Origin of the sequence: Mesorhizobium sp. BR1-1-6 (genome assembly GCF_020165355.1) — a bacterium.
Lineage (GTDB): Bacteria > Pseudomonadota > Alphaproteobacteria > Rhizobiales > Rhizobiaceae > Mesorhizobium.
The window spans coordinates 32,534-52,502 of sequence record NZ_JAIUHZ010000012.1 but is presented as its reverse complement, the minus strand read 5'-3'; the positions used below and the strand labels follow the sequence as shown (position 1 = coordinate 52,502).

At 58.8% G+C, this 19,969-nt stretch carries 18 protein-coding genes; 8 read left to right on the top strand and 10 right to left on the bottom strand.

The window, feature by feature from the left end:
* The first annotated feature begins 234 nt into the window (after positions 1-234).
* From LB545_RS21135 to LB545_RS21125, 3 genes are read left to right on the top strand one after another with little or no spacing between them, the layout of a single operon-like run.
* Positions 235-1,320, top strand: a complete 1,086-nt coding sequence (locus LB545_RS21135) for a type III polyketide synthase (protein ID WP_140581305.1) — start codon at positions 235-237, stop codon at positions 1,318-1,320.
* Positions 1,321-2,043 (top strand): class I SAM-dependent methyltransferase, encoded by a 723-nt coding sequence (locus LB545_RS21130; protein WP_140581303.1) that lies wholly within the window; start codon positions 1,321-1,323, stop codon positions 2,041-2,043.
* Entirely contained in the window at positions 2,040-3,224 is a 1,185-nt protein-coding gene (locus tag LB545_RS21125; protein ID WP_140581301.1) for an NAD(P)/FAD-dependent oxidoreductase, read from the top strand. The genes LB545_RS21130 and LB545_RS21125 overlap by 4 nt, the downstream gene beginning before the upstream one ends.
* Before the next feature lie 133 nt (positions 3,225-3,357).
* Here the strand turns inward: LB545_RS21125 and LB545_RS21120 are convergent, their stop codons facing one another.
* The 4 genes from LB545_RS21120 to LB545_RS21105 form a co-directional block, all read right to left on the bottom strand.
* Positions 3,358-3,663, bottom strand: coding sequence for a hypothetical protein (locus LB545_RS21120; RefSeq protein ID WP_140498458.1), 306 nt, complete (start codon positions 3,661-3,663; stop codon positions 3,358-3,360).
* Between the two features lie 178 nt (positions 3,664-3,841).
* Complete coding sequence (locus tag LB545_RS21115; protein WP_140498549.1) at positions 3,842-4,342, bottom strand: metallophosphoesterase family protein; 501 nt, start codon at positions 4,340-4,342, stop codon at positions 3,842-3,844.
* Positions 4,343-4,421: 79 nt separating this feature from the next.
* Positions 4,422-4,751, bottom strand: a complete 330-nt coding sequence (locus tag LB545_RS21110; protein ID WP_140498457.1) for a DUF768 domain-containing protein — start codon at positions 4,749-4,751, stop codon at positions 4,422-4,424.
* Between the two features lie 757 nt (positions 4,752-5,508).
* Positions 5,509-7,515 (bottom strand): DUF4838 domain-containing protein, encoded by a 2,007-nt coding sequence (locus LB545_RS21105; protein WP_140673422.1) that lies wholly within the window; start codon positions 7,513-7,515, stop codon positions 5,509-5,511.
* 690 nt (positions 7,516-8,205) lie between these two features.
* Here LB545_RS21105 and LB545_RS21100 point away from each other — a divergent pair.
* The 5 genes from LB545_RS21100 (at position 8,206) to LB545_RS21080 (ending at position 13,272) form a co-directional block, all read left to right on the top strand.
* Positions 8,206-8,400, top strand: coding sequence for a hypothetical protein (locus LB545_RS21100; RefSeq protein WP_140498455.1), 195 nt, complete (start codon positions 8,206-8,208; stop codon positions 8,398-8,400).
* 485 nt (positions 8,401-8,885) lie between these two features.
* Complete coding sequence (locus LB545_RS21095) at positions 8,886-9,365, top strand: MucR family transcriptional regulator (protein ID WP_318012505.1); 480 nt, start codon at positions 8,886-8,888, stop codon at positions 9,363-9,365.
* Between the two features lie 144 nt (positions 9,366-9,509).
* Positions 9,510-11,159 carry an FAD-dependent oxidoreductase gene (locus LB545_RS21090; RefSeq protein ID WP_224705776.1) on the top strand — a complete coding sequence of 550 codons (1,650 nt, stop codon included), beginning with the start codon at positions 9,510-9,512 and terminating at the stop codon, positions 11,157-11,159.
* A gap of 440 nt (positions 11,160-11,599) precedes the next feature.
* Entirely contained in the window at positions 11,600-12,379 is a 780-nt protein-coding gene (locus LB545_RS21085; RefSeq protein ID WP_140498453.1) for a response regulator transcription factor, read from the top strand.
* Positions 12,380-12,510: 131 nt separating this feature from the next.
* Positions 12,511-13,272, top strand: coding sequence for a Crp/Fnr family transcriptional regulator (locus tag LB545_RS21080; RefSeq protein ID WP_140498452.1), 762 nt, complete (start codon positions 12,511-12,513; stop codon positions 13,270-13,272).
* Positions 13,273-13,447: 175 nt separating this feature from the next.
* Here the strand turns inward: LB545_RS21080 and LB545_RS21075 are convergent, their stop codons facing one another.
* The 6 genes from LB545_RS21075 to LB545_RS21050 all read right to left on the bottom strand — a co-directional run bounded on the left by LB545_RS21075 (position 13,448) and on the right by LB545_RS21050 (position 19,949).
* The gene (locus LB545_RS21075; RefSeq protein ID WP_224705774.1) at positions 13,448-14,125 is read right to left on the bottom strand and encodes a cysteine hydrolase family protein; all 678 of its coding nucleotides are present in this window, start codon (positions 14,123-14,125) and stop codon (positions 13,448-13,450) included.
* A 97-nt stretch (positions 14,126-14,222) separates the two neighbouring features.
* On the bottom strand, positions 14,223-15,407 hold the full coding sequence (locus LB545_RS21070) for an acyltransferase family protein (protein WP_140818776.1): 1,185 nt from the start codon (positions 15,405-15,407) through the stop codon (positions 14,223-14,225).
* A 322-nt stretch (positions 15,408-15,729) separates the two neighbouring features.
* Complete coding sequence (locus tag LB545_RS21065; protein WP_224705773.1) at positions 15,730-16,824, bottom strand: NeuD/PglB/VioB family sugar acetyltransferase; 1,095 nt, start codon at positions 16,822-16,824, stop codon at positions 15,730-15,732.
* A 6-nt stretch (positions 16,825-16,830) separates the two neighbouring features.
* Positions 16,831-17,763 carry an alpha-ketoacid dehydrogenase subunit beta gene (locus LB545_RS21060; protein ID WP_140561287.1) on the bottom strand — a complete coding sequence of 311 codons (933 nt, stop codon included), beginning with the start codon at positions 17,761-17,763 and terminating at the stop codon, positions 16,831-16,833.
* 3 nt (positions 17,764-17,766) lie between these two features.
* Positions 17,767-18,777, bottom strand: a complete 1,011-nt coding sequence (locus tag LB545_RS21055) for a thiamine pyrophosphate-dependent dehydrogenase E1 component subunit alpha (RefSeq protein ID WP_140498447.1) — start codon at positions 18,775-18,777, stop codon at positions 17,767-17,769.
* Entirely contained in the window at positions 18,774-19,949 is a 1,176-nt protein-coding gene (locus LB545_RS21050; protein ID WP_140498446.1) for a DegT/DnrJ/EryC1/StrS family aminotransferase, read from the bottom strand. Before LB545_RS21050 ends, LB545_RS21055 begins: the two co-directional genes overlap by 4 nt.
* Positions 19,950-19,969: the final 20 nt, after the last annotated feature.

The window sequence follows — 19,969 nt, the reverse complement described above, 5'->3', positions numbered from 1 at the left end:
CGGTGCCACATTCGACGCTCGCCCGCCTGCGCCGCCGACAGCGAGGATGCCTCCAATTGCGCTTGGTGCCGCCATTGGCCGGCACCTTGGAAATCGTCGAGGACGAGGGAAGCTTTCATCTGTCCCGAACGTTTATGAGAGTGTTTACCACCTCTCAGGGGCTGGTCCCGACCCGGTCGGGTTCGTAGTCACCGTCCGCGGTACACCAGCCTAAAGCTGTAGGCCGAGGAAAAGATGCCCGCTCAAGCTTTCATCAACCGGATTGCGGCAGCCGTTCCGGAGAATGGCGTTCACCGCTTCTTTCTTCAATTTGCCGGTTCCCAGTTGACGGCAGATCCCCGTCGCCGGGCGATCTTTGATCGCATGGCGGACAGATGCGGAATAGAGCATCGTTATTCGTGCTTTGCGCCCGCCGATGATCCTGAAGGCCCAAGTGTCGATTTGGAGGGTGTTTTCAAACGCGGCGCGTTTCCAGGCACGGCAAAGCGCATGGAGATGTTCGCGGCCACAGCGCCCGCTCTGGCTGAACAGGCCGTGGAGAAGCTCCTTCATGGTCAGGACAGGAGCCGTATCACACATTTGATCGTCACCACCTGCACGGGGTTTTCCGCCCCCGGCCTGGATCTGGAAATAATTGCCCGGTGCAACCTGCCGACCTCCATCGAGCGCACAATCCTCGGCTTCATGGGTTGCTATGCAGCGATCAACGCACTCAAGCAGGCACGACACATCATCCGGTCGGAACCCGAGGCCCGGGTTCTGGTGGTCAGCATCGAACTCTGTACGCTTCACCTCAAGGAGACCTCCGATCTTGAAAAGCTGCTCTCGTTCTGCCTGTGGGGCGATGGCTGCTCGGCTGCGTCGGTAAGCGCCAGTCCTTTTGGCATAGGACTGGATAGTTTTCACGCGCTCGTCGATGGCGGCAGCCGCGACCTCATGACCTGGAACATACATGACGACGGTTTCGACATGGTGTTGTCGGGAGAGGTTCCCGCCGCAATCCACCATGCACTCGGCACAGACATAGGCAGCATTCTGGGAAACAGGAGCGTTTCAGACGTCGACCTTTGGGCCGTCCACCCGGGCGGCCGCTCCGTTCTCGACGCAGTGGAGCGAGCGCTGAATCTCCGTTCCGATGCGTTGTCGACCTCCCGCGAGGTCCTTCGTGAAAACGGAAATATGTCCTCTGCTACCGTCATGTTCGTACTCGAGCGAATGCTGCGCGAGGCCACAAAGGAAGACCGTGTGGGTTGTGCCATGGCATTCGGACCTGGCCTGACGACCGAGACGATGATGTTCCACACAGCCGGCGATACCTGAATGGCCAATGATCTCGACCATCGTCGGATCGAGCGGGAACTGCTCGACAATTTGCCTCCCGACGATCCAAGGGCCGTCGGTTCGCGGCGTGATCTCGCCTGGATAAACGCACTGATGTTTCAGAGCGCGATCATGGCCAGCCTGTTGAAGGCAAGCGTGCGCAAAAGCCCGACCAGATTTTTGGAAATTGGTTCCGGCGATGGAGCATTCATGCTTTCCGTCGCAAAGCGCCTCGCCCGGCGCTGGACAGATGTCGACCTGGTCATGCTTGACCAGTTCAACCTCATTTCAGACAGGCGGTTCGCTGATTTCTACGCACTTGGTTGGCGGGTCGAAACCATCATCGATGATGTCTTCGAATGGATCGAAAGCCCCCGAGCAGGCGCCTTCGATGTGGTATCGGCCAACTTGTTTCTGCACCATTTTCCGGACGCAGCCCTGAAACGCCTGTTTTTGGCGATTCGCCCTCTGGCGCCAGTGTTTCTCGCCACCGAGCCGAGCCGAAACGCCATTGCCTTAAGAGCCTGTTCGCTTCTGCATGTCATCGGCGCGAACGAGGTGACTTTGCACGATGCGGCGGCAAGCGTCCGCGCGGGTTTTGCGGGTCATGAGCTTTCCAGCCTATGGCCCCCGGATTTCAGACGCCAGTGTGCAGAACGCAGAATTGGACCGTTTACCCACGCCTTCCTTGCCGTCGACCGCGCTTCGGAAGGTTTGCCATGATGTACGACGCCATCGTCATAGGCGCCGGGCCAAGTGGTTCTTCGGTGGCCTTGGCTTTGAGCGGCCAGGGGCGCGCTGTTGCCATCGTCGAGCGAAGTGAATTCCCGCGCCGCAAAGTTTGCGGGGAATTCATGTCCGCGGTCAATCTGGATCTGTTGGATAGATTGGGCGGAGGCGCCGCGGTTCGCGCCAAAGCCGGTCCGGAGGTCAAGCGGGTTGCACTTTTTGCATCGGGTCCCGGCACGGATGCGGGCATGCCGCGGGCCGCGGGAGATGCATTTGGACGCGCGCTCGGGCGCGACGTTCTGGATGGCATACTTTTGGATGCGGCTCGCGATGCCGGGGCCGACGTGTTCCAGCCTTGGCGGGCGGCGGAGATCAGCACCGATGGTGACAACGCTACGGTTCGGATCGAAAGCAAGCACGATCAGGGAGTTCTCGTTGCGCCGGTCGTGATTGCCGCGCATGGCTCATGGGAACAAGGAAAGCTTTCGACGAACCTGCCGAAAACCAACGCGCCGCACGATCTTTTCGGATTCAAGGCTCATTTCACCGGCGCTGAGCTCGACCGCGACCTCATGCCCCTGCTGGCATTTCCCGGCGGCTATGGCGGCATGGTCTGGGCCGACCGGAACAGGATGTCGCTGTCGTGCTGCATGCGCCGCGACGTCTTGATCAGGCTACGCGAAAAAGGCAACGTCTCGTCGGCAGCCCAAGCTGTTCATGCCCATATCCTTGCTTCGTGTCCCCGTGTCGCCTCCACGATCGTGAATGCCACGCTCGATGGCGAATGGCTCGCCGCAGGGCCCATACGGCCTGGCATTCGTTCACGTTTTGCCGACGACATATTTCGGGTGGGCAACCTCGCCGGTGAGTCCCATCCCATCATCGCTGAAGGCATTTCGATGGCCCTGCAGTCAGGCTGGTTGCTAGCCAACGAACTGGCCAGGTTCGGCCGTTGGGACCGGGCGGCGAGGATTGCTGTTGGCCGCCGCTATTCGAAGGTCTGGAACAGTCAATTTGCAACCCGCATTCGCGTGGCTGCCTTGTTGGCACGCCTTGCCTCCCATCCCATGTCCGCTGCCGCGATGAACACGTTCGTGAGCGGCTTCCCGAACAGCCTGACGCTGGGAGCCAGATTGACCGGCAAAACGAAACCGCTGCCGATCGGGTGCGACTGAGAGGCTCAAGACTTTGTGCTCCAAGACGCTATAGCGGTCATGCACTCCGTCTTTCGATAGCGCCAGCCTTGCGATTCGACATGATGTCTCAGGCCCGTCATCGCCAGGCCTGAGCTGAATTCTGCTGGCGGAACTATTTGTTACAATTTTGGGACGGCGAGGTGGCAGTGCCGCTGGCGGTATTGGTGTCGACGTCATTGCCCGCAGTGTCCTTGCAACGGTCATTCATGCCGTTTGGTGTTGTCGTGGTCGAGTTCGTCGCATTCGGATCAGTTGTGACGGTCCCCGTGGTGCTGCCGGAGCCGTTGACGCTCGTGCCGCTGTTGTTCATGCCGCCGCCTGCGGTACCGCCGGCATTGCCCGAGCCGCTCGTTTGGGCCAGGGCGGATGTGGCAAGCGCTAAGGACAGGGCGGATGCGACCAAGATCGTTTTCATCATAAGTGCCTCCATTGGTTAAATCGCTTGTTGCGATCACTTTCCCAACGGAGCGCCGTCCTTGTTGTTCCTGTAACGGAAAATCGTGATCGATCTTCATTCTTGTCCGGCTTTGATGCTGAGCGAAGCATATCCAGAACTGTATAAAGGACGACTGCCGGTCAGTGGCGACGGGCCACGCTCAGCCTGATCGACGGTTGTGCTTGCTGAGCAGGATCGGCAGGGAAACCGGCCGGAAATTCCACACGTCAACGCCGACATCACGCTGGCGAGTAAGCGGCTTCAGCTTGCCATGCGAATGGCCGTGCAAATTCACCGATCCCTTGCCCATCTGATTCCAGGTCCGAAACGGATAATGGCACAGGACGAGGAGGGTACCGTCCACCACCAGTTCCGCATAGTGCTGGATGCTGGCCCAGCCAGATGCGAGCGTTGCATCGCTTCCGTCATTGTTGCCGATGATCAGGTGCTTGCGCCCATTGAGCTGCGACAGGATGTTTTCGATGCCGGCCTTCGGGCGGGCAAAATCACCCAGATGCCAGATCTCGTCGTCCGAGCCGACGGTCTCGTTCCAGAGGCTCATCAGCGCCGCGTCATGCGTTGCCAGCGAGCCGAACGGCCGCCGGTCAATTCGCAGGATGCGTGGATCGTTGAAATGAGTATCGCTCGTGAAGAAGATCATCCTGTGCGCGACTTCCCTCGCTGATCGACCCAGCCCGATACGCCGGACTAACGATCCGGTATTCGGCTGTACGCGCTCGTCAGCTTCCTTCCTTACGGCCATCACCGGCGGCAGACGCTGAGTGTTCAGGCTCCGCAGCCTCAAGACCTTCGATAATCGGCGTAAGCGAGCCATCTTCCTCCGGAACTGGTTGCCGGCCGTTGGCTGCGTTCGCCTTGTCGAGGGCCTGCTGGATGGCGTCTTCTATGTTGCCGATATCTTCTTCGCGAACCTCGCGCCCGTATCCTGCGGCGTCCGCATCCTGCTCGAATTGCTGGGCCAACACCGCGACGCTGACTTGCGTGTCGGTCGCCAGGTTTCCGACATTCTCCTGCAGCCAGGTTCGAAAGAACTCGATCGTCGCGCTCATATTGCCTCCTGAACCGGACAACTGCTGCTGAGAGCGGTTGTTCCATGTTCCTGGCTACACTTTGCGGACTCTTGTGACGTTGACCTTGGGTACCGGGGATCCGATGAACGCGCCGGTTGAGCATGGCCATTGCCGCTGCCATCGGTGCCGCGGCCCTTGCCGTCGGCAACACACGGTATCCGAACGGAGTAGCCCCAAACTGTCAGCTTACAATTTGCAGTCATAGGTTACAGACTTCCCGTGTTCTATAAAGGGAGGTGGGAAGTACCTGGGCCTAACAATACTCTAGGGCGCGGTTGAAGGTTCGCCTTCGAATCGCGAAATGCCCAGGTGGTTCACAGCTCCCAAAACAATGGGAGGTGTCAGCCAAACAGGATGAAAATCGGGTTTCGGACCCTAGTCCCCTCGGTCCGATCCACCGGTTCAAGGGCAACGTAACACAGCTCAAAGCCGACAGGAAAAATGCAGTCCGGCAAGTCTCGGCCTCACATCGGGAAACCAGAGCCAGGCACCGACTTCCGCGCAGCACGACGTGTCCTCTCCGGCGATTGAGGAAAAATTGCGAGGTGATTGTCGTGTCTGTCGCCTGTCTTGACGCAGTCCCCCCGTTCATGGACAGAAGCGCTCCCGCAACTGCATCGAGCACAGTCGGCAGTGCCTGGCACAACGCCGACCACCTCTCCCTAGCTGGCCAGGGCGCGATATCGCGCGGCTTGGCCAGCTAGCTTCCCGCAAATCTTCTTTCAAAATAGATGGATCATTCCGGATCAAGGTCCGGAGATTGAATCGCAAAGCCCGGCAGGATCCAACTCTGGCTCTCCACCCACGCGCAGTGATTCATGTTGGATATCCACATATGCTCATATGATCGCCGAAATTGCAGCAACGCTTCCAGTTCCGGCTTTCCGCGCTCATAGGCGGATTGCGGATCGCCGAGCGTGAGCTTGCTGGCCGCTCGCGAGCACAGCTTCGCATGCTGCAATCCCAGCTCAAGAAACTTCACCCGCATCGAGGCTTCCGGATCTTGGATTGCGGAGGCTGCCGCCCTGTCAAGCAAGGCTTCCGCCGGCGCGAAACTCTCCTCTGGATAGACAGCGTGCGCCGCCTTCGCCCAGCTTCGCCAACGAGATGCTCCAAGAGCCTCGAACCCCTCCCGCAGCTGGGCGCGAGCGTTCGAAGTATACGCCTGCCAATAATCAAAATAGCTTTTGACGTCGTCGGCCGCAGGTCCGAAGGCTGAATAATATTCCGACAACAATGACTCCACGGCAGTCTCAGGATGTGTCTGCAGGCGCATCAACAAATAGAGATTTGGACCTTGCGTCGCCCAATGGCCTGTCAGCGAGTCAAAATCGGTTCCGACCATCCCGTTTCGCGCCGCGTTCTGAAACTCGTCGGCGAACTGGCCGGCGAATATGTGCGGCATGCAGTAGCCATCCAGGAAATAGTTGGTGCGCATGAACACCTGGGCAGTCGTTGCCGCCCATCCGCGCCACTGGTCTTTTATCCAGTCCTGCTCTTCGCCGCTGCGTGGATAGTACCAGGCCGATGGGCAAAACCCGATCAGGATATTCGGGTTCAACTTGATTCCCGATGTCGGTGCCGCGAAGTAATTCATATAGGCGTATCCCACCACGACCGCGTTAGGGTCGTCTTTCGCGGCTATCCGCTGAATGGCTTGCCATGAACGCGCATAGCGGTCCGATACGAAAGGCTTGCTGGCGATCTTCGACTTCGACGGAATGAACTTTCGATAGTCAGGCGGCTCTGGGCCATCCAGCGCTTTGCATATTTCGCACTCGCACTGCCCCGGGATGTCGTTCTCGACCGCATTGACGAAAGTTGGCTGTCCCGCAGAGGCGCTCCGATGCTCACGCCATTGCGAGACGATCTCTTCTCGCAAGCCCGGATTGGAAATGCACATCGAGAAGCGAGCGCCCAGCCTCACCGGGCCCCGTTTGCCTCTGACCAATTGAAACCATTCGGGATGCTCGGTGCCATACCGCTGCCACCAGTCGACGAAAGCGTGACCGTAGTTCGTGGGTACTCTGCGGCCCATTCGGTGGCGACGCAGGAACGTGGCCTGGGCTTTCATATATTCTTTCGCCGCTGCTGCGGTGAAACCCATTTCGGGATGTTCTTCGCTCGTGAAGCCAGCCCCAGCGCGCACGCGACGCTGCATGAACCGGGGCGTAACGACGTAATCAAGCGCGGGGATCACCAAGGACTGTGCCTTTGGGACAAACGTTCCCAGTTCACCTGGCCATAGCCATCGGACACCGAAATAGCGATCAAGGAACTCGTACACGCCGAAGAGGGTGCCCGCGGACGTGTTTTGGTCGAGTGCACTGCCGGGATGATCGAGGCCGGCGATGCACAGATGGTTGCCGACGGTTCGGATGATACAGGTTTCACGCGCCAATGCGCCGAATGTGATTCCGGCTGCCCGGGCGAACCGGGTGTCGCCCAGAAAAATATGGGCGGCGTTACGCAGGCCAGCCGGCGAGACATGGTTTTCAGTTGTGATGGCAGGTTGGATGCCGGTCGCTTTTTTTATGTGCCAGCCGAGTTCCGTGGCGGCGTAGTGAACAGAGCCACTCGGCTGATCCGAAGTAACGAGCGTTGCCGCAGGTCTGCCGCGGGCGATAAGCGTTACGCCAGCTGAAGATTGAGTGGCCGCTTTGCCAGGGTTGGTAAAGCCAAGCCAGTGTAACAGGCCCAGAACCGTTCCCTGTGCAAACGTCCTTCGCGATAACGGCCCCATGCCAAAGACCTCACCTATGCGCGCGCATCCAAGAATGTAGACCCATTTTACGAGGACGGGCGTTCACAACAATTTGTATCACGTAAGCTTTGCATGCTTCAGCCGTTACGTTTCCCTTACCCGCATGCCGATCCATTGATGGCCAGTCTGCAGTTCGGGGCCAAGACGAAGATCAGCGTGTGTGGGTTCTCTTTGTATAATAGGTACATACACGCAGAGTCCCATATCATTTAAAGGTTGCAAAGGATTAATCGAGATATACGCGATATTCTTCGGGAAAAACTATCCATCTCCACGGGATAAGCAATGCCCTCTTTTGGAGGCTTATCATGATCAAACACATTCTTTTGACAATCTCACTGAGTGCTTCAGTGGCTTCTTTCATCTCGCCGTTTTGCCGATTCCGGACAAAGACCGGGTCGTCCGAGGCCGGCCCGATCGGGTGGCACCTGCGGATCTGGTGAAAAACCGCTGGCAAGTCCGGTGGGTGCGGAGAGGACGGCAAAGGCGGCCAAATAGCTCCAGCCTGGGGATATCGCCCAATTCAATACTCCGCTGGCGTAGCCAGCGGAGGCAGTTTTCACCGCTGTGCGACCCATTTGCGCAAACCAATGGTGAAGTCCTCACGATCTGGGAACTCTCATCCGCCATGTTCGTTACTGCTCCACATTATGGAGAGATGGGGGTCGGATGGATTTTTCGAGACGCAGGGACTGGGAAGCTCTAGCCAGCGCCCTCGACATCAACATCTATCAGCGTTCAAAGACAGTGTGGATTGCGGCTGGAAAGTACCGCGGCAAAGACATTGAAGTGAAAGGCCGCTCGCCAAGCATCGCACTCGCATTGTGGAAGGAAGCTGCGGGCTATACCGGCTCGGAGTGGTAGAAAGAGCGGTCCGTCAAGCCGCGCCGCTCAGGTCCAAGCGCCCATGCACAGTACAAGGCGCAAGCATTGTTCAAGGCTTACGGGCCTGGAGATGTCTTGCGCCGGCCGCGTGGACAATCGTGACTTCAAGCGCGCCATGAAGCTCCAGACACGACAGCCTTGAACAAGTCGAGCCGTCGCGAATAAGTCGAGCCGTCGCAGCGAGGCGGCGCTGGATATCGATTTGACGGTCGATACCGGTGCGCGACATATGCGCACCGGCATCGGATCAGTGAGGTCTTGCCGGCTTAGCTGTGCCGCCGGTGTTGCCGGTTTCGCCGCTGCCATCACGGGATCGGGATTGGCAAGCGGTACCACTTTTGGATGGATCGGCTGCCGCCAAGGGACAATTGACACAAACGGCACCTGGGGATGGCATTGGGCCATGCAAGGAGCGGGGCATCAGGAGCATTCTCCTGTGACGGTGGGCAATCCTTCAATGAGCGATGCAGAACGTGCTCCGCGCCTCGGCCACGGAAGATAGCCTTCTTCAGGCAATGAGCGGACTCATGGATTCTGACCCCGCCGACCACATTGAGCTAACCGCTGATATTGTTTCGGCCTATGTCAGGAAAAACCGGACGTCGCCTTCCGATCTGGTTGACCTGATCCAGAATGTCGGCCGTGCTTTGCAAAAGCTTGCCGTGGGCGATCACCAGCCCGAACCGAAACCTGTTCCAGCCGTGCCGATCCGCAAGTCGGTGACCCCTGACTTCATCGTCAACCTGGAGGACGGGCGCCGCATGAAATCCTTGAAGCGGTATCTGACATCCATCGGCATGACGCCAGCGCAATATCGCCAGAAATGGGGCTTGCCGCCGGATTATCCGATTGTGGCGCCAAATTTAACTGCGTTGCGCTCGGAGGCAGCCAAGAGGATCAGGCTTGGACAACGGAATGCCAGTGGCCGAACTTCCAGAGGCTAACCGAATGGAGCACAGGGCGAGGCTCCGGCAGTTCTCGCGTCGTTGGTCGTGTCGTCGCATTTGTTTTCTTCGGATCACAAGTTTGACGTGCCCGCCCGATGCCAGCGGGACCAACAGCCAAATGGGGCTGGGGGCAAGGCGCAAATGGCCACGCTCTCACAGGCGTGCAATTGCTGGTCCCGATCGACACCATGCCCGATCGACGCCATGATTGAAGATTGCAACGCGTTTCCGCAAGGCATGCGCCTGGAGGCGGATGTGTGCATCGTGGGAGCGGGTGCCGCCGGCCTGGCGATAGCATCACAACTAGAAGGCACGCGGCATCGCATATGCGTCATCGAAAGCGGTGGCATGACGTACGAGCACTGGCGCCAACGGCTGTCGCGCGGGCTGTCCGTGGGTCAACCTTACGAAGCTCTTGATCTTTGCCGCCTTCGTCAGTTCGGCGGGAGCACAGGCAAGGCTGGTTGGGGCGGATGGTGCAAGATGTTGGACCATGGCGATTTCGAGCACCGGCCCTGGATACCCCTGAGTGGTTGGCCCGTCGCCCATAAATCATTACTACCCCATTATGAGACCGCAGCCCGCCTGCTCGGAATCGACGACCTGCTGACCGATTGGCCGACTTCCGCGGTCATGCCTGAAAACGGGCCGCTCTTTTCGGAACGCTGCTTTCTCAGTCCCACTCCGGATCTCGGAGCAACGCTTCGCAAGAAGCTTCAGGACGCAAAAAACGTCCAGGTCGTGCTGCATGCCACGGCGCTGCGGCTCGACACCGACGACTGCGGAAGGCGGGTTCGCTCCATCGAGGTAGCGAGAACGCCGAACAAACGGTTCCAGATTGCTGCGCGATTTTTCGTGCTGGCCTGCGGCGGTATCGAAAACGCGCGCCTGCTCCTTGTTTCAAACCGACAGGCGCCGAATGGCATAGGAAACCAGTATGACCTGGTTGGCCGCTATTTCATGGAGCATCCCCGGGTAAAATGGGGAAGCTTGCAAGTCAGCCAGCCCGACAACATGATAGACCTCCACGTGCCTTGGACCCGCACGACCGGATTGTCGCCTGAAAACCGCGGCACCAATGATGCATTCGGACTGGCGCTGCGGCCCGAAATACGTGCAAGCGAGCGCCTCCTCGATTCCCGCACATGGATCAAGCCTGGGCCTTGCGTCAATCATATGGATGGTTCCGAAGCTTTGCAGTATCTTACCTTCTGGCTGCGGAGAGGCCGGCTGCATCGCGACCTTATCAAATGCGGCCGAACTATCCTGATGCATCCGGCGGGAGCAATATCGGCAGGTTTCGAACGGATCTGGCACTCACGTCGGCGTGCAAGGCATTTTCATTTTGACACGATACTGGAACAAGAACCGGATCCGGCAAGCCGCGTCACGCTCGATACAAGGCTCGACGAGTTCAGTCTGCCCCGTGTGAAGCTGCAATGGAACGTGGGGCCTCTCGTCCGACGGACGCTGGAGCGTGTCCAGGCGATCATCACTGAAGAGATGAAGCGGCTGGGGCATAGAAGCGCCATTCATCCAGGCCAGGACAAAAACCCGGCGGGGGAGCAAGACATTCCATATCACTGGGTTCGACACCACATGGGCACGACGAGGATGAGCGACGACCCGCGAACCGGCGTGGTCGATAGTTCGTGCCAGGTGCACGGCCTCGCAAATCTGTTCGTCGCCGGCAGCTCGGTCTTCCCGACCGGAGGCAACGACATGCCCACCCTCACCATTGTCGCGCTCGCTATCAGACTGGGCCAGCACTTGCGGCAAAGCCTCGAATAAGCTCGCCTCCACCTTCGCCAAAGCGGTCAATCGACGAGGAAAGGGAGCAGGCTGCGACGTCTCATGCCGCAGGTCCGCCATGTGGAATATGCCGGCTCCTGAATGTAATTTTACGCTTTGCCGAGAAAGTGTGCGCGTTTTGAGCGAAGGTCTGACCAACGGCTCACATAGCCACCCCTGTTCAGCTCTTTGTCGTAACGATTCTGGATGACCGCTACTTCCGTAGCTACCCCCTATTGGTAAGCGCATGGACTTCGAAGCCAACTATAATACTGCAACCACGACTTTTTCACTTTGATTGCTTGGGGAAACCGAAATTTTGGCCGCGCTGTGCGTTTTGTCACACCACCACCTCCGGTCCACAAGCTATTACTAAAGTGTTAAGGTATGGGTTTAAAAGCGAAATCTCCGTTGGGGCGAGATTTGCGCGGGGGTGAGTCATGACAAGTTTTTTGCCTGCGAATGATCGGACGGACAAAACTGATCTTGATCAATATCCATCTATTCTCGACGTCAATCGTCTCTCACCGTCCTCGGGAGAGGGAATCGAGATTGCAATCATCGATGGCCGGCCTTTGATGTGTGACTGCTTCAGCAGAAGCCTCGAAATCATCGAGCCATCATTTCATATCCAGCATTACGCGTCGGTCGAAGCGTTCGACATGGCGGATCCCGAAGAAACGCAGAGAGTTTCGACGGTCCTGATGTGTGTGATGTGGTCGAACTCCCAGGCGGACTATCATCTTTCCCAGATAGGCCATCTGAAAGCGACCAGGCCCGAGGTAGGGGTGGTCATCCTATCGGATATCGAGAACTTTGAGGACATTCTCAAAGTGGTCGAAAACGGCGCGCGTGGCTATATTCCTACCAGCGTCAGGTTGCAGGTGGCCGCCAAGGCCATCCAGCTTGTCGCGGCGGGCGGAACTTTCGTCCCGCCCAGTGTTCTCTTTCATTCAGGACGCGCCGTCACCGACGGTCAGTCCGCGACCAAGCAGCAGCCGCACGGAGACAACACTTTTACCTCGCGTCAGATGTCTGTCATCGAGGCATTGCGTCGAGGAAAGGCGAACAAGGTCATCGCGTACGAGCTCAACATGTGTGAAAGTACGGTCAAGGTACACATTCGGAATGTCATGAAAAAACTTCGTGCGAGAAACCGTACCGAAGTCGCCTACATACTCAACACAACGCCGTATGAAGGGATTGCCATACGGAATTGAAATATGGGTGCCGCCTCACTCAACGAGTAATGGTTCTTGACGGACCGTTTTAGTAGATGTGATTTGCTTGAGTTTGGGGAGCAGCCGCAACGGAAGCGGCTGCGAACCTTTGCAAGGGGGCGCTACCCAGGATGAAACAACCGCCCGTTCGATATCCAGGCCCGCAGACTGACGGGGAGATCACCTCCGTAGCTGATGCCAACCATATGCACGGGCCGGATTTGAAAAATATCGAGCATTTCAGCAATGTTAAGTCGTCCACGCTGATCGAGATAGACCGCCGCTGTCGTTGGTTGCATCTCAATGAAGGGGACGTCCTGGTCCCGGCCGGCGAAAGTGTCGACCGGCTTTTTTTTCTGCTCGAGGGCGAGCTTCGAGCGCTCGTTTATACCCGCAATGGCAAGATTGTGTCGCTCCCCCCTGCGCATCGTGGCTCGCTTGTTAACGGAATTGCCTTGAGCGGCGACATCCAGATGCCATATTCGGTCGAAGCGGCGGGACCATGCACTATCGCTTCGATCGGCAGTCGTGCCTTTCTGGACATAGTCAAGCAGGATCCTGAAGCCCTGCATGCGGTTGTACAATTGTTGGTGGAACGTCAGCAGGTGCTTGTCGAGCACATCGTTGAGCTCTCGACGCTCAACGTCCGGTCCCGGGTGCATAAGGAGTTGCTGCGCTTATGCGCTGAAGACATCGGAGCCGACGGTTCGGCGAGGATTTCTCCTATCCCGACCCATACGGATCTGGCCCACCGCATTGGCACCCACCGCGAGGCGGTGGCACGCGAGTTGAGCTACCTGCAAAACATCGGACTCGTGCTGCGCCACGCCAAAGAGCTTTACGTGCCTGATGTATCCCGTATCGCCGATCTTGTGGCAAAGTCGGACGACTAAATCGTAGGCGATGCGTCGGGGCACCTTTCGAGAGTGGTCGGGACGTCGGTTGTGTTTGGGCTTGATCTACGCTGGCCCTGAGCGGCAGCCGCGGTGCTCCAAGGCGACTGATAGGCAGCTTCGCCTGCTCATTCGGCTAGTTCAAGACGACCGTGAACTCGCTCTGCGACCGACTTCAGGAATTGGTCGGACGTCGATGTCCATCCAAAGAGTATCTGAACGAGCTCATCGAGGCATCATGATTGCTCCTTGGGGCGTCCCAAGCGATGGGCTCGCTGGTGCAATCCGTCAGCAGTATGCAGCGATAGTCCCTGAAGAAGGCATCCCGAATTGTCGATTCCACACACACGCTGGTCGTGCATCCTGTCACGATGAGGTGTTTGACGCCTGCGGATTTCAGAACAGAATCGAGTTCGGTTTCGTAGAAACCGCTGAATCGCGTTTTATAGAGGACGACATCCCCTGCCTGTGGCTTGAGGCCGTTGACGACCTCTGTTCCCCAGGTGTCGCGGATCAGAATCCGGCTCTCGCTGCCATCCGGGGCTGTCATGTTCGCGCCCACCCCGAAGATCTGGAGATGTCGAATACGGTTGGGGGCGTCCGACGTTCCAAGGTCCGAGAGGTCGCGATGATATCCCATCTTCAGGTAGACGATGGGCATGCTCAATTCGCGAGCGGCAGCTATTACGCTGGCAGTAGGGCCTACAGCCCGTTGAATCCCGGAGATATCGATTCCGGCTCTGTCGAACATTCCACCGTTGGAGCCGAAGTCATTCTGCATGTCCACGACGAGTACGGCAGCGTCAGCGGGATCAATTGAAATAGGCTTGGCGTCGATGACAAATGGATGCATTTCGTCCTCATCCCTGCTTGCAGCCTAACAACAGTGGTTACGACCAGTCTGCTATCTATCCGCCTCAAAAGCCGCAGGCCGCCGCGCAACGGCGATCCTACCCCCTTAGCCATGCCGCACGTTTGGCATTTGACGCCAGCCAAAGCCGCATCGCGCTTGGCTGCGAAGCCGAGCGATAGATCTTCTGATGATAGACAAACTCATAGGGCCACAGCTCAAGCGTTCGGTTCGCGAAATGCGTCAGCACCCAGGTGATCGCCGCCGCCGCCAAAATGAAGGCGCTCATCGATAGGACAACATTGCCGGAAAAAAGATGGGCGCGGGAAAACAGCGAGCGTGTCAGAAGATACGTGTAGGGATGCACCAGATACAGGCTGTAGCTCACCGTTCCGAAGTATCGAAGCAGCCGATTGCCAAGGAGTAGTGCCGTCAAGCTGTTCCGCGACACTGCAAGGCAGAAGTAGAGCCCCGTCGCGACCATGAGCAAGGGAAGCTCGGCATTTTGGAAATCGGACCAGTGATAGTCGTAATGGCCGCGGCTGGCGAGAAAGACGCAAGCTGCCAGCGCCCCGCTCTCGGCAAGCCGATGGCGGCCCCGGTTTACCCATTCAAATCGGTCGTAGGCAAGGCGGATCAGCCCGCCGGCAAGAAAATACAAGGCGATCGGGTACCGGGCGATAAAGAGCGCCGCGAGAAGACCGAGCGCAATTGTGCCGAGTCTGGTTGGGCGACGAACCGTCAGGAAAACGAACGCTGCCGTAAACACATAGAACCAGACCTCGAAGGTCAGGCTCCACGCGTTCGGCGTCAATTGCTCGGTATGGGTTGCAAGGTTCAGGAATGTCAGTCCTGCCAGAACCGCTGTGAGATTGTTGGTTTCGGGATAAAAGTTGGTGGTTGCGTTCAGCAAGATGAAAAGCAGGCTTAGCGCGAAAAACAGAGGGTAGAGGCGCAGGAACCGTCGGGCAGCAAACTGAGCGGGACTATAGCGTATCGCACTGGGCAGGATGACGAAGCCACTGATTACGAAGAAAAGGCAGACTCCGAAGGTGCCGAAATTCCAGAAGGGCGTAATGCGGTCGACATAGGCCGAATTGGAGGCGTAGACGTGCTCCGCCGTGCCGCCCAGGAGGTGAGCGAAGAAGACCATAAGAGAAGCAATGCCGCGCAACCCATGCGCGGCTACATTGAACGAATTGTCGCCAGCCGGCTTCGCTGACGCTTCGACGGGAAAATGCTGCGGACCCGATGAGTTCTGAGAATGGAGATGTGCAACGGTCATCTGAGCCTTCAAGTTGGATCTCGCAGACCATTTCACCGTACACCATCCCAGGTCTCGCAATGCTCGGGAATTCGAAGGACACCCCCGCCCAAAAGTAGTGGGCTGCCGCAGAAAAACTCCACCGGATGACTAACAGCCGCATTGCGGGACTGATTTAACCCAGGCCCGATGCTGATTGCGGGCGATCGCTGGACCGCAACCGAAGTACGGCTTGACACCGATCGGAAGTGGCGAACCCTCGGCCGCAGCCACGGGAGCCGCCCCGTCGAACCGCCCCGCTATGTCGCTTTCTCGAGCCGGAGATCGCCTTGGGCGACATGCATTAGCGGAGATGGCGGCGGCCCTGCGCGTCGACGATGGTGTTGTCTGCGACATTGGCGCTGATGTGCGCGCCGTTGTGGATCAGGCAGTCGGCGCCGATCTGGACGCCCAGGAGCACCGTTGCGCCCATTCCCACGACGGTCAAGGCTCCGATGCCCACTCCGCCGGCTATGATAGCGCCTGGTGTCAGGTGCGCATTGTCCTGAACGACGCTGTCGTGGCAGACTATAGTTCCCTGATTGACGATGACGTTGTTACCGATCGTACAGCGCGGACCGATGCTCGCGCCGGCCAGAATATGGCAGCCATGTCCAATCCTGGTCGCCTTGGAGACGATCGCGGAAGGATGGATCACAGGCGGCAGAACGAAGCCCATTGCGGTGGCGCGTTCATACATTGCCCGCCTCACCTGGCTTGACTGGGCGCCTCCGATGCCGATGAAAGCATAGCGCGTGCCCTCGGCAAACAAACGCTCCAGGCAGTCTTCCGTGCCGATCACCGAAATACCGCCGCAGACGTGGTGGCCGGCGGGCAACGCTTGATCGGTGCAGCCCACGATATCGTATCCGGCACCATCGAGAGCATCGATCAAACAGGCGGCGTGGCCGCCGCCGCCGATGATGACGGCCCGCCTGGAGAAAGCGACGGAACTCGGCCCGCCCGGTTCGGCTCTCTTGGCGGCGGATCGGCGACCGGCAGCAGCGCGCACCTCGGCTTCGCCAATGCGGCCATTGGACGGAATGACGTCCGCAAGGTTGACCCCGAGCTCGGATGCGGCCTTGCGGGCTTTAGCCGTTATCGCGACCTCGCTGGCCCCGACATCGGCCGCGCTGGTCTCCCCGACAACGGCATTCGAATTTTCGTCGAGGATTTTGCAAAGCGTTGCGCCGACAGGAACGAAGTCACCGACCTTGATGTCCAGCAGGCCGACAGTTCCTGCCTCCGGAGCATCTACCTCGACTGCGGCCTTGGTGGTCTCAAGCACGAAAAGAATGGTGCCTTGTTCGACCCTTTCACCTTGTGCGACCCGAATCTCGATGAGCTGGAGATTGTCCTCGTTGGCGTTAACCCGCGGGGCTTCGACAAGCACGGTCATGTACGCTTAGCCTTTCTGGAACAGGTCGATGCAGGCCGCCTGGATGGCGTTCACACCCGGCAGCAGATCGTCCTCCCAGTCGCGGCTTGAGGGAATGGGGTGATCGGGCCCGGTCAATGCGCTGAAGTGCCTGACCCGGCCGATCAGCGCGCGCGCACACTCCGACGCGAAGCCCCAGCCGGGAGAGCCTTCCTCCACCGCGACCACACGCGTGCAGTTGCCGACCTGGCTTCGGACCTCATCGCCAGGGAAGGGCGACAGCTGTTCGACGGCCACCACGGTGGTCGCGATTTCCTCCTCTTGCGCGAGTTTCTTTGCGGCCGCGACAGCGTGCTCGACGCAACCCCCATATGTCAGGATCACGACATCTGCATCCGCCGGGCGTGGAAGCGCGTCGGGTCCGAGCACGGGCCTGGAATACATCACCTTGTTTTCGATGATCAGGTGAGGGGATCGCGACGCGAAGGCCCGATGCAGAAGCGTGCCAGGATCGGCATACTCGTGAGTGGCAAGCACCGTCAGCCCGGGCACGCCGCAAAAATGCTTTTCCAGACTTTGCGAGTGCGTCGGCCCATAGCCGCGCCGTCCGCCCATGGGAGCGCGGATGATGACGGGGACCTCAACCTGATCGTTGTACATCCAGCGGAACTTGGCGACGTGATTGATGATCTGGTCGGCAGCAAGGGCTATGAAGTCTCCGAACATGAGTTCGACGATCACAGGCCGGCCTTTGATGGCCATGCCTGCCGCCATGCCAACAATGCCGCCTTCGCTGATCGGCGTGGTCCAGACACGGTCCTTATAGGCTGACGAAAGACCCTTGGTGACTTTGAAGGCGCCACCGTAGGGGTCAAGAACATCCTCACCCAAAATCACCAGACGGAGATCGGCTCCCATGAGATCGTGTAGCGCGCGATTGATAGATTCGACGACACGCATGGATCAACCCCGCGCCAAGGCGGCCGCGGCGGCGGATTCGACCGCGCGGTCCACGACATTCAGGCAGTAGGCGTCAATCTCGTCGGCGTTCGCAACGCGCCGGCGCATCGGGGGTATGGGATCTCTGGCTCGAGCTTGCTCAAGACGCTCCGCCGGCCTCGTATCATCTCCCTTGCTGTGTGGGCCGATCCGCTCGGTTCGCAAGTAGAGCCAGCAGGGGCGGGATTCGGCGCGTACATAGCCTACGGCTTCTTGGGCGAGCTCATATATCGCGATCGGATCGTTGCCGTCATAGGCGAATGTGCGGACGCCGAACGGCTCGGCCCTGGCGACGATCGAACCGGAGACGGTCAGATGCTTGGGCGTCGTCTGCGCGATCTCGTTGTCCTCGATCACAAAGACCACCGGGGCGGCGAAAACAGACGCAAGGTTCAGGCTCTCGTATACGGCTCCCTCGCCCATCGTGCCGTCGCCGAGAAAGACCACTGCGACGGCGCCTTCGTCCTTTCGCGCCAGCGCACTACCAACCGCGACGGGTGCGATGCCTCCTTGGATGCCATTGGAGTGGAAGTTGCGGAAGCACAGGTGCTGGCTGCCGCCGCGTCCGCCGCAAATGCCGGTTACACGCCCCATGATCTCGGCTATCAGGCCCTCGACTTCGCCCGAATAGGCAATGAAATGACCGTGGCAGCGGTGGTTGCTCCAGACAATGTCGCGGTCCCGGTCAAGAGCGTTTATCACGCCAACCGCATTGGCTTCCTGTCCAATGGACGTGTGCGTCGTGCCGAACAGGAGACCTTGGGAAAAAAGATCGAGCAAGCGCTCCTCCACGAGCCGGATGAGCATCATCTGCTGATAAAATCGAACCGCGGCTGGCAGTTCGAATCCGAGCAAACCACGCTCTGTAGGGGCAAGAGTGAGGTTCCGCGCTGCTGACGACGTCACTATCTGCAGCTCTGCCAGAGAAGACGCTAGAACGGTTTCATCCTTCCTGATCGCGCGTTCCTTTGTCATGCTGCCTCGAGCTGGCGCGAAGCCGTAACAAGGATTGACCGCGCCGTCGACGCGGCAGCCATGGTCTCCTCGGTCGTCCAGGACGGGTCGACCAGAAAAGCCATACTCGTTTCACCGAGCTGCCGTGCGATCGGCAGACGTTCGGGCGGCGCTACCCCGGCGTCCGCGAAGGCATGTTCAAGATAGATCTCAGAGCAGCTTCCCGAGAAGCATGGGACGCCGGCCGCATTGATAGCCGCAATCAACTCGTCGCGCGACCATCCGGGGGACAGCATCTCGGGCTTGATATAGAAATAGCATCGGTACCAGGCATGCTTATGCTCCGAACCGAGCTGGGGCGCGTGCAGCATCGGCAATTCAGCAAGCGTCATCATCCAGATGCTGGCATTTCGCTCGCGTTGGCGAGTCCAGTCGGGTAGGCGCTCGAGCTGCCGCAAGCCAAGCACTGCCTGGATTGATGTCATGCGCCAGTTGGTGCCGATGCTGTCATGCAGCCAGCGAAACCCTGTCGCCCTATGGGGGGCAAAGACCAGATCGTAGTTCTTGCCGTGGTCCTTGAGGCTCCAGGCAGCGAGCCACAATTTCTTGTCGTCCATTGCGACAAGCCCACCTTCGCCGCCCGTCGTGATGATCTTGTCCTGGCAGAACGAGAACGCCGCTATGTCGCCGAAGGAGCCAATCGGTCGTCCGTTGTATTCGGCTCCATGCGCCTGGGCGCAATCTTCGATGACTTTTATGCCGCTGCGCTTTGCGAGTTCCATGATCGGCGCCATGTCGCACGGCCAGCCGGCAATATGCACGACGATCACTGCCTTTGTTCGAGCCGTTATCTTCGGCGCAATCGTCTCGGCGGAAAGGTTGCCCGAACTCGGGTCGACATCCGCGAAAACGGGCGTGGCGCCGGCAAACATGACGCAGGCGGCGGAGGCGACGAAACTGCGGGGCGTGACGATCACCTCGTCGCCGGCGCCGATGTGGAGAATCTTCATCGCAAGATCCAGCGCGAGCGAGCCGTTGGCCAGCGCCACCGCGTGACGTCGGCCGAGGCTGCGCGCATAGGCGCGTTCGAAGGTCTTCACATGGTCGCCGGTCCAGGCGTTCACCTGGCCGGATCGCAAAACCTCTACCACATCGGTTATTTGTTCTTCGTCGTAGATTGGCCAGCGTTTCATCGCAGAATACTCCAGCTAGA